A 9,643-nucleotide genomic window follows, 5' to 3' on the forward strand; every position below is an offset into this window, starting at 1 on the left:
CAAGGGGTCTTATGCGAGAGTCCATTGTTTCTGTGACGGGTACCGTCAAGCCGGAAGCAAAGGCACCGAATGGCTACGAGATCATCCCTGAAAAGATAACCCTGCTCAATGAGGCGGATTCCCCTCTGCCAATGGACACTACAGGAAAGGTTGATGCCGACCTGGATACCCGTCTGGACTCAAGGTTCATGGACCTGAGAAGGGAAAGGACCACCGCGGTCTTCACTATAAGGCACGAGGTCCTGAAGGCTGTCAGGGGCTTCCTCTCTGAAGACGGTTTTGTGGAAACATCTACTCCCAAGGTAGTGGCAACGGCAACAGAAGGCGGGACATCACTCTTCCCGATCACTTACTTTGACAGGGAGGCCTTCCTTAACCAGAGCCCGCAGCTCTTCAAGCAGATGCTTATGTCCGGCGGACTGGACAGGGTGTTTGAGATAGGCCCCATCTTCAGGGCTGAGGAGCATGATACGCGCAGGCACCTCAACGAAGCAACATCCATTGATATCGAGGCAAGCTTCTGCGATCATTTTGACGTAATGGAGATACTGGAGAACATGGTCGCTTACGTTTATGAGCAGGTCGTCAGCAACTGCTCAAAACAATTGGGGGTTCTCGGGGTCGAACTGAACGTTCCACAGACTCCTTTTATGAAGATAACATATGATGAGGCCCTCACCATTGTCAATTCTTACGGCGAAGAAACCCTGAAATGGGGTGACGACCTCAGCACTCTGTCCGAACATACAATTGGTAACCATGTATTCACAGAGACAGGCCAATCACACTATTTCATCATAGACTGGCCCACCGAGGTAAAACCTTTCTACGCAAAGCCTTACGAAGACAAGCCTGAGATCTCCAAGTCCTTCGATATGATGCACAGGACAATGGAACTGTCTTCAGGTGCACAGCGTATCCATGACCCGCAGCAGCTCAGGGAGCGTATCGAATCCCAGGGACTTAATCCGGAAGGTTTTGACTTCTACCTGAGGGCTTTCAGGTATGGTATGCCTCCTCATGGCGGATGGGGTATCGGATGTGACCGGCTGGTCATGACGATGCTGGGTGTTGAGAACATCCGTGATGTTGTGCTCTTCCCCAGAGACAGGCGAAGATTATCTCCGTGATCCCGGGCTGATACCCATGAAGGAAAGGAACACTGGCGGGGAGAACCCCGGAAAGAAGGCTGCAGGCATTGCAGCCGCAGATCTGGTAAAGGATGGGATGGTCGTGGGCCTGGGTACAGGCTCCACCACAGCTTACACAATAGCAGAACTTGGAAGGAGGGTCAGTGAAGGACTGGACATCATTGCGGTGGTTACATCCTACCAGTCCGAAATGCTTGCTATAGAGGCAGGCATCACTCTTACAACTCTTGCCGAGCATCCTGTGCTGGATATTGCCATCGATGGCGCTGACCAGGTGGATGCATCGCTTTTCACAATAAAAGGCGGTGGAGCCGCTCATACTCGTGAGAAGGTTGTTTCAAGGTCTGCAAAGCGCTTCGTGATAGTTGCCGACGAATCCAAGGTAAGCGAAAAACTGGAACACTACGTACCTATTGAAGTTCTCCCCTATGCGAGGGAACTGGTAGCAAAGCAAATAATGGAGCTCGGTGGCAAGCCTGAGCTTCGCATGGCTGCAAGAAAGGACGGTCCGGTAATAACGGACAACGGGAACTTTGTCATTGATGCAAGTTTTGGCACCATCAGTGATCCGAAACAACTGTCTGCGACGCTGTCCCAGCTCACTGGCGTTGTGGAGCACGGGATATTCACCAATGTGGATGAAGTCTACATCGGTAAGAAAGACGGCTCTGTAGAAGTAAAAAAGTCTTAAGGAGAATAAGGCCCTGATCCGGGATCAGGACACTTTCTCATTTTCAAAAGGACAGGCGCACATTTCAAATAATGCGTCTTCTCCTGTGCGGGAACCTCGTGTAATGAGTATATCGCCTCCCTGGATAACAGTTCGCTTATTGGGACGGTAGACCCATTTGTCCCCTCTTTTGATGGCCATTATGTACATGCCTGTTTCGGTTTCAAGCTTGAGCTGGCCAAAAGTCTTCCCGACTATGGGTGAACAGCTCTGGACAACGAGTTTTGTAATTATCTCGTCAGACTGCCTGATCGCAAGGGTGATCACCGGGTGCAGGTCAATATCCCTGAGGACGGTATCCGCAATCATATATGCGGCATCGGATATTGATTCAGTTGCATGGGCCAGATGCAGTAGCCCTCTGAGCTGATTAACATCCGGAACATGTTTTGCGGTTTCAAGCACCCAGTGCTGAAGGTCATTCTTCATGGCATCGAGTTCCCCCTCAAGTGCCTTAACCTCAAGAGCTATGTCCTTGTTGTCGAACAGGAGTGCAGAGTAGGCAAGTCCCACCGAGAGCTCGCTCATGTTCTTCATCTCAACGATTATATCCACTGCTCTCTCCAGGTCTATGAGGAACCTTTCATGCTGCACTTCCCTTGGCAGATATTTGCGGTTTGCAGCCAGCTCCATGAAGATGGGTACGCCTTCGTCATGTCCGCGTGCAAAGAGCACGTCATCCTCTCGTACCCTGGTGGCATGATTGGGATCGTATATCCACTCGTCCTGGCGACGGATGGCAATTATCCACATGCCTGTTTCTGTGTCGAGTTCTATGTCCTCAAGGGTCCTGCCTGCAATGGGTGAATCCTCGCTGACAGTCGCTCTTGCAATAGTCTCTTCCGCTTCCCGAAGTGCCAGTTTCAGTTCCATGGGTATTCCCATTTCCAGGAGGACTATCTTTGCAATGTCGCCTGCAGCGCTGGAGATATTCCCGGATGCACTTGCAACCTGGAGAACACCTGACATCTCCTCTGCTTCCTCCACACGCCTTGCGCTTAACATGGCAGCGATCTTCATGTGATAGTCGAGCGTCTCCAGCTTCTCTTCAAGATTGAGGACCTCTTCTGCAATATCTTCGTCATCGTACACCATTGCAGAGTAGGCGAGGTCCACCATCAGTTCGGATGTGTTCTTCATCTCTATAAGGAGATCCTTGAGATTGCGGGGGATATACTTTATTACCTTAGGGCTCATAATTTTTCTACCGGCTGATTATTACTATTTCTCATGTATTCTTAGTGTTTTTAAATCTTTGCTAGATGAATCCAAACAGATGCATTGTCATAAATATGCCAATGACGCCTATCAGGTCTCCAAGCGTCGCTATAAGGGGGATGACGGTGTCATCAGGGTCGGCTCCGAGGCGGTGTGATACAAAGGCTATCGTGACAGTCGATGAGAACACGATGATAAGCTCAAAGGTACCTGCTATGAGGCATAACATCATCAGGGTTCCAAGATCCAATCCTATCCCAAGTATCGCCCCTGTCATCCATACTACTACTGCCAGGAAGGCAAAAGCGCACTCGCCCACTATAAAAGCTGCAATCACACTATTACGTACGACCGGACTATGGCGCAGGTTACCTCCAAGACCCATGTGCAGGGCCGATGAAAGGCGTGCTCCCAGCATGCTGCCGGTATCACCGCCTATTTTAATGAGTGCAGGTATGAGGAGCAGTATTATCGGCATTGCTATAAGGTTCTCGATCCGCAGGTTGAGCAGCTGTCCGGTGAGTATGCCTATGATCGAGGTGAAGAGGATTATGGGAAAGCTCCTCCCTACTATCCCTCTCACAGTATAGTATGTCACAGGGCAAGCACCACCCTTGCGGCTATGAATATCATCAGCATGGAAACGATATCCCCTATAGTGGCAATGGCAGGCGTGACCACATTATCCGGGTCAAAACCGAACCTGAACATTCCAAGGGCAAGAAGGACCGCTACAAAAGAAAGGATAATTCCCGAGGAAACACCCGCAATTACAGCTATGAGTGTGAGTGTCAGCGCACCGGCGCTCTCCAGCCCGAATGCGATGGTGATGTAGTGTCCCATTATGCCAAGTATGAAGGACATTATGGCACTGAGGAGCAGGGAGCCTGATACGTTGTTGATGAGTTCGGGATTGCGTTCTATTTTAGTGATAAGGCCCATGTGGATGGCACTGCCAAGCCTGGACCCCAGAGTGGAGGAGATATTTCCCCTCATCCCAAGCACTGCCGGAGCTATCACTATAAGTCCAGGTATCATCTGCAGTTCATCGGTCATGCCTGAAAGGATAATGCCTGAGGTGACTCCCCCGAATGTCGCTATGAGCTGAAAGGGCAAAGCTTCGCGTACTATTGACCTGACACTTGCAAAATCGCCAAGATACTCTTTGACAAATTCATTATCATCATTTTCCTCATGACCTGCATGGGAAGGCATAGATGCCTAATACGTTTCGCTCTTATATATAGATACGTCGATTAATATTTTTAACCTTATAATAGCCCATAGCCCGCTTCACGCATATTCCAGTTAGCTGCAGGGAGAGTGCGGATGAAGTTTCTAATTTAAAGAATGACACCCACGATGACCTTGATTAACCTTTGGTACATGGCCAAAATAAAGCTGAATTCTTGGTAATAATAAAAATAGAATCAAGAGACTTCTATATTAGAAATTATATATTATTTTATAAAGTTGTGCTGGCCCCAAACAGTTTGTATTACTTTCCAAAGACTATATATTCTACATAGACCTATTGTTTCATACCTACCTTTAGTATCTGTATTTATTATCTGCTCTCCTGGTCTTAGGAACAGATGATAAATACTCGGATATTGGTGGTATCTACAAATAAGTTGGATATAATACAAAGTGGTCGATATGAAATTCAGAAAACTATTCGATAACGAAGCTGGTGTTTCACCCATTGTTGCAACCCTCGTGCTCATCGTGGTTGCAATCGCCGGTGCAGCAGCAGTAGGAACGATCTTAGGCTCATTCTCAAGCGACGTCTCCAGTGAAACAAGCTCAGAGGTCGCAGCCGCAGGAGCCTCAACCCAGATTGTTGTAGGTGGAAGTACCTCAGTAGCTCCCCTGGCAGAATCCCTCAAATCCGGTTTTGAGAAAGACCGTCCCGGTACCAAGATAGTCGTCCAAGAAGGAGGCGACTCCGCAGGTGTTATAGCAGTAGGCATGGGCGTGCTTGACATTGGCCTGATTTCCAGGGAACTTACTCACGCTGAAAAGGATAAGTACCATGACCTGCAGACACAATGGATAGGAAGCAGTGCTGTTGTGATTATAGGTGGAGAAGAGGTAAGAACAAAGTTCGTTAGCGGGAAGTCCGAGCTAACTAATGCCGATTTAAAAAAGCTGTATGGAGATGCATTCCGTGGCGGTACAACTTATGCTCATAATCTGACTTACGGTAACGCAAGTGTCAGATTAGAGACTGCTTCTGCTGACAATATTACAGTCTACAGGAGAGCTGAAACCAGGTCCGGCCCAGAATACGTATTCTCCAAATATATTGCTGACGGCGACGGTGACTTCATAGCAGGTACTAGGGCAGTGGCAGTAACCGGCGATCGTGGAATGCTAGAGGCTATTGCAAAGGATCCGAATGGACTTGGCTTTGTAGACTTCAGATTTGCACTTGAAGCTGAAAAGGAAGGTATGGATATCCATTTCATTGGTGTGAAAGACGATACCTGCGCTATTACCTCAGGCTGTGTGAAAGATACCAAGCATATGATGTCACATGTAAAAGGTGCTCTTAACGGGAAAAAGATGAGTGACGGCACGGAAATGTATCCACTGGGCCTTCTCAACAACATGTACATGGTCACCAACGGCTGGCCAAGCTCTACTGAAGCCCTGTTCATCAATTATGCACAGCAACCTTCTTCAATGAGCCTGTACACCAATGCTGGATACTTCAGCCTTCTGGAAATCTCAGGGGCAGCAGGAAAAGAATCGCACAGCCACTAAGATAGTATACAATGAACATGAGCCGGTTTTCCGGCTCTTTTTTTATTCTATTGAAGGAGAAAACATGAAGAATACTACTCCATCCGGCGTGGGGCTCTTTCGGAAAGGGGGTGTCACGGATACGCGCAAGGTCCAGGTCACGGGGAAATCTACGTTCATAGTTACGCTTCCTAAAAAATGGGTTACGAGTTCCAGGCTGACTGCTGGCACACAGGTAGGATTCTCTTACCAGGACGATGGGTCGGTGTTGCTTGTGCCGCCGGATGTCGGGGAAGAACATCTGGTCAGGAAGATTAGTGCTGACAGGAACATTGAAGCCCTTGAACGGGATATTACTGCCCTGTACGTGCTTGGCAACTGCCACATCATAGAGGTGCATGGCACGGAGATTACAGCAGGGACCAGGGATATGATCAAGAACCTTTGCAAACGGCTTATAGGATTTGAGATTGTGGAGTCATCAGGCAGCAGGATACTCATCCAGAACCTCCTGAACACGGAGGATTTCACCATTGAGAAGGCTGCAAAACGCATGTTCTCCCTTGTGTTCCTGATGTTCGATGACCTTGCCAGGGTACTGGAAGAGAATGATACTTTGCTGTGCAGGGAGCTGGCATCAAGGAGCATTGAGATCGACCGCACCTATTTCCTGGTATCGCGGATGTACATCGGGAAGATGAATGTGAAGAATGTCTCGGTAAAGGATGATCTTAATCTTACCCAGGCATTCTACTACAGGCTTGCTACCGAGGATATCGACCGCATAGGCGACCATATCACAAAGATAGTCTCTCATTTTGAGAATGGTAACATCACGCCGGAGTTTTCTTCACAGATGGCTGAATTGTGCCAGACACTCCGGGATATGTTCAGGGATGCGTTCGAATCGTTCAAACTCGCTGACAGCGAACTTGCAAACAATATAATCTACAGGGGCATGGAGTTGGAATCCGTGATAGGAGCCTTCAGGGAAGGTGCTGACATGGTGACAATTTCCCGCACGGAGCTAATGCTTGACAGTTGTTGCAGTATAAGGGACCATATATCAAAGATTGCAAGGCTATCCATCGAGCTATCACATTTGTGATTGGTCCCCTCTATATATTTGTCTTCTCTACTTGTTTGTCTCCCTTGCCTGCTTTTCTCATCTACTTATTTGTCTCTGTTATCCTCTCCGATTTTCGTTCATCAGTGTGGACGCATATCTTCTTTAATATATACTGCACTTACAGTTTAAAGATGAACGCCGGGATGCCAAAGCAAACCCAAGATGCTAGAGCAGTGTCCCGGAAAAGGAAGATATCATGCTAAAACATATCGTTATGTGGAAACTCAAAGATCATGCAGAAGGAAAAAGCAAAGATGAGAATGCAGCCGCAATGAAAGAGATGCTTGAGTCCCTGCCGGGAAAGATATCTGAGATCATGTTGCTGGAAGTCGGGCACAACATGAAACCCTCGGATGCTGCATTCGATATCGTGCTTTACTCAGAGTTCAGGGACGAAGCGGCACTGTCCGTTTACCAGGAGCATCCGGACCATCTCAAAGTTGCGGATTTCGTTTCCAGGATAAGGGAACAGCGTGTGCTGGTCGATTATATTGTTTAGGATCCTGATCCATAATCTCTATCGTTGGCCGGATGTGCATATAATTGAGACGAGGTGACAAGGAGATCCATGATGCAGGCCTGATGGAGTCCATACTTGATGAGGTGCCGGTCTGCAGGCTGGGATTGTGCAGGGACAATATCCCCTATGTGGTGCCAATGAACTTTGCACAAAAAGATAATGTTATTTACCTGCATGCAGCCCTTGAAGGAAAAAAGCTGGACATTATCAGGGCAAACCCGCTGGTGTGCTTTGAAGTAGACCACAGGACAGAGATCGTATCCCCGGGAGCAGCATGTAACTGGGGTATGAGATTTTACAGCATCATCGGCTGGGGTAATGCAAGTATCATCGAGGATGCAGCAGGAAAAGCCGAGGCATTGCGCATCATCATGGAAAAGTATGCAGGAAGGGGAGACTTCTCCTTTTCTGAGGATTCCCTGGAGAAAGTCGTTGTCATAATGATCCGGATAACTGAGATGACTGGGAAGAAGTCAGGTTACTGAGTCGGCTTTTCTTATTTTACCTTGATGTGTTCTTTGATATCTGTAAAGGCCCGCCGGTCCCCACTATAAAAGTCACATCTAGTTGACCAAAAAGGAATATATACAACTAGTTACATTAAGGGGTTGCTCGTAATTTTCCTGTTGCGGGCATTGAATTTGCACACATGGGCCCGTGGTCTAGCCGGTTATGACATCGCCTTTACACGGCGGGGGTCAGGAGTTCGAATCTCCTCGGGCCCACTTAACTTTTCTAAGGCTTCTGCTATCGTTTCTAACTTCTGTTCTAACACCTTTATACGGGATTCTAGCTCAGAATTATCTCGTTAGTATTATATGGCTAACTTGCCAACATATAGGATAAACACTCATAGTGAACTACTACCGGTTAAAACCGGGGGTCTTCTTGCTTCACGCTGATAAATGCCAAAAAAATGGCTTATGGAACAACAAGCACTCTTTTTTTAGAATATCTAACTACGCTTTCTGCAACACTGCCAAGTAATACACGGCTGAATCCTGTCCTTCCTAAAGTTCCCATAACTATGAGATCTATGTTGTTTTCTCTGGCAAAATCAATGATTCCATCACGAGGGGTCTTTGCACTGATCACCAAAGGCTCCACGTGCACCCCATGACTTTTACCTACCGCTACTACATATTCGGTGGCCTTAAGACCTTCTTCTTTTAACTTATCATCCAATGCCTTTAACCATATATCGCCAAGCATAACGGGGGTATTACCAGAAGGAATGACATAAACGGCTTTAACATCGGCAGCGTTTGCCTTTGCGAGTCCAATACCACAATCTATCGCATTCATGGAGTTTTCCGAACCATCTGTAGCTATCATTATCTTTCTGATTATCGTGCACATGTTATACCCCCAGATCATACTTTAAACAATCATATTTTGTTTCTTAAATTTCGCATTAGATCATTCTCATGAATCATCTTCGTCTTCCAGTACATGGAGTTCGCAATTTTGATGCAGGTCACAGATCACATGGGCTGTCCCGAATACCCTTTCAAGAGGGACCACGAATCCCAGTCCAGTTCCCGGTTTATTAAGACTCACGTCTTCATTGATCTTTTCTATAATGGCATCTGTATTTGCAGACTCAGCCAATGTAAGTACAACTTCTTTTTCCGGTTCAATCAGCATGCCAAGAAGACTCTTGTTCTCATGGACTCCTGTACCGCGCCCAAAGACAATCGTTCCACCCTTGGCACCTGCTTTCCTAGATGCTTTTACAACCTTGTCACCCCACCCTTTTTTCACTATCGTTACTATAAGGACTAGGTCATTTTCATCAGACATTATTTTTACCTCCAATATATCGTATATATACGCCTAAAAGCATTACAAAGATGATGGGTGCCAGCGCTATGAGTGCTATCATACCGAAACCATCAACAACGGGATCCCTGCCCTCCTTGGCTGATGCCACGCCGACAGCCATGGACATGAGGAAAGTGACGGCCATGGGGCCTGTAGCTACTCCTCCCGCGTCAAAGGCAATGGCTATGAAATCCTTATCCGAAAGCCACATCAGCACTATAGCAAGAAGATAGCCTGGTACAATAATGTAAAGGAAGGGAATCCCATACACCAGTTTGGCCATTCCTATGGAAACGAACACTGCTACACTTATTGACAGCGTG

Annotated in this window: 12 protein-coding genes and 1 tRNA gene; 7 read left to right on the forward strand and 6 right to left on the reverse strand. The window is 47.3% G+C overall.

Features of this window, described 5'->3' with window-relative positions:
• Together aspS and rpiA are read left to right on the forward strand one after the other, a co-directional pair.
• The coding region (gene aspS / locus Q8J68_RS03450) for an aspartate--tRNA(Asn) ligase (RefSeq protein ID WP_305310154.1) at positions 1-1,130 on the forward strand (1,130 nt) is incomplete at its 5' end.
• A gap of 16 nt (positions 1,131-1,146) precedes the next feature.
• Positions 1,147-1,842 (forward strand): ribose-5-phosphate isomerase RpiA, encoded by a 696-nt coding sequence (gene rpiA / locus Q8J68_RS03455; protein WP_305310155.1) that lies wholly within the window; start codon positions 1,147-1,149, stop codon positions 1,840-1,842.
• A gap of 24 nt (positions 1,843-1,866) precedes the next feature.
• Here the strand turns inward: rpiA and Q8J68_RS03460 are convergent, their stop codons facing one another.
• From Q8J68_RS03460 to Q8J68_RS03470, 3 genes are all read right to left on the reverse strand, one after another.
• Complete coding sequence (locus tag Q8J68_RS03460; protein ID WP_305310156.1) at positions 1,867-3,078, reverse strand: potassium channel family protein; 1,212 nt, start codon at positions 3,076-3,078, stop codon at positions 1,867-1,869.
• A gap of 61 nt (positions 3,079-3,139) precedes the next feature.
• Entirely contained in the window at positions 3,140-3,697 is a 558-nt protein-coding gene (locus tag Q8J68_RS03465) for a magnesium transporter (RefSeq protein WP_305310157.1), read from the reverse strand.
• The gene (locus Q8J68_RS03470) at positions 3,694-4,314 is read right to left on the reverse strand and encodes a magnesium transporter (RefSeq protein ID WP_305310158.1); all 621 of its coding nucleotides are present in this window, start codon (positions 4,312-4,314) and stop codon (positions 3,694-3,696) included. Before Q8J68_RS03470 ends, Q8J68_RS03465 begins: the two co-directional genes overlap by 4 nt.
• A gap of 444 nt (positions 4,315-4,758) precedes the next feature.
• On the opposite strand from Q8J68_RS03470, the gene Q8J68_RS03475 reads away from it, so the two are divergent.
• The 5 genes from Q8J68_RS03475 to Q8J68_RS03495 all read left to right on the forward strand — a co-directional run bounded on the left by Q8J68_RS03475 (position 4,759) and on the right by Q8J68_RS03495 (position 8,221).
• Entirely contained in the window at positions 4,759-5,868 is a 1,110-nt protein-coding gene (locus tag Q8J68_RS03475; RefSeq protein ID WP_305310159.1) for a substrate-binding domain-containing protein, read from the forward strand.
• 64 nt (positions 5,869-5,932) lie between these two features.
• Positions 5,933-6,955: a phosphate uptake regulator PhoU gene (locus Q8J68_RS03480; RefSeq protein ID WP_305310160.1), complete on the forward strand. Its 1,023-nt coding sequence runs from the start codon at positions 5,933-5,935 to the stop codon at positions 6,953-6,955.
• Between the two features lie 217 nt (positions 6,956-7,172).
• A complete protein-coding gene (locus Q8J68_RS03485; RefSeq protein WP_305310161.1) occupies positions 7,173-7,475 on the forward strand; it encodes a Dabb family protein in 303 nt (100 codons plus the stop codon).
• 44 nt (positions 7,476-7,519) lie between these two features.
• Entirely contained in the window at positions 7,520-7,981 is a 462-nt protein-coding gene (locus Q8J68_RS03490) for a pyridoxamine 5'-phosphate oxidase family protein (RefSeq protein WP_305310162.1), read from the forward strand.
• 166 nt (positions 7,982-8,147) lie between these two features.
• Positions 8,148-8,221, forward strand: a tRNA-Val gene (locus Q8J68_RS03495).
• A 196-nt stretch (positions 8,222-8,417) separates the two neighbouring features.
• Here Q8J68_RS03495 and Q8J68_RS03500 read toward each other — a convergent pair.
• The 3 genes from Q8J68_RS03500 to Q8J68_RS03510 all read right to left on the reverse strand — a co-directional run.
• Positions 8,418-8,855: a universal stress protein gene (locus tag Q8J68_RS03500; RefSeq protein WP_305310163.1), complete on the reverse strand. Its 438-nt coding sequence runs from the start codon at positions 8,853-8,855 to the stop codon at positions 8,418-8,420.
• A gap of 66 nt (positions 8,856-8,921) precedes the next feature.
• The gene (locus Q8J68_RS03505) at positions 8,922-9,299 is read right to left on the reverse strand and encodes a P-II family nitrogen regulator (RefSeq protein ID WP_305310164.1); all 378 of its coding nucleotides are present in this window, start codon (positions 9,297-9,299) and stop codon (positions 8,922-8,924) included.
• A partial coding sequence (locus Q8J68_RS03510) for a DUF1538 family protein (RefSeq protein WP_305310165.1) occupies positions 9,292-9,643 on the reverse strand: 352 nt, incomplete at its 5' end. The genes Q8J68_RS03505 and Q8J68_RS03510, both read right to left, overlap by 8 nt.

Source organism: Methanolobus sp. (genome assembly GCF_030682845.1).
GTDB lineage: Archaea > Halobacteriota > Methanosarcinia > Methanosarcinales > Methanosarcinaceae > Methanolobus.